We start from the raw sequence: 547 nt of genomic DNA on the forward strand, positions 1-547 counted from the left end.
ACATCTCAATATCTCTCTTAACTACCTAAACTAAGCACCGCCGACACTAATACGGCCGCGAAAATATTCTTTTTCTTGAACAGCGGAACTGATCTTCGCCGTTAGGCCAGCACTAACGATGGCATTTTTTAAACTCTCTAACTGATCAAAGCTTTGAGCCTGCATTTCTAAGACTAACTCAGCACGCTGCTGATTATAGTTAATGCTTTTAAATTGAAGCTGGCCTTTAAATTTGCTTCGATCAAACTGATACCCCGCCTCTCCTAATAAATGGAGAAAACCGACATCGACACTACTACCGCCCTGGCGCTGCTGGTTAAGCTTACCCTTGATAATACGCGGCAATTTGCCAAGTGTTGTCCGTTTCGAGTTGGGTACTATTTTTTGGTAGGCTGTTAATGCGCTTTGGCCAGCGGAATCAGCCTGCCCTTCAAAGTACATACCCTGGCCAATAAACACGCCGAATTGCAGTAAAAACCCAAGTCCAGCAAGTGCTGCAACAGCTCTCCAGCGATGCCAGGACCCGCTAGACTGACGAGCAATCACA

Annotated in this window: 1 protein-coding gene; it reads right to left on the reverse strand. The window is 45.9% G+C overall.

All coding sequences use genetic code 11. The features are described from left to right. Positions 1 to 30: 30 nt before the first annotated feature. A partial coding sequence (gspL, locus tag A3757_RS05805; protein WP_231878230.1) for a type II secretion system protein GspL occupies positions 31 to 547 on the reverse strand: 517 nt, incomplete at its 5' end.

This window comes from Oleiphilus sp. HI0117 (assembly GCF_001635235.1).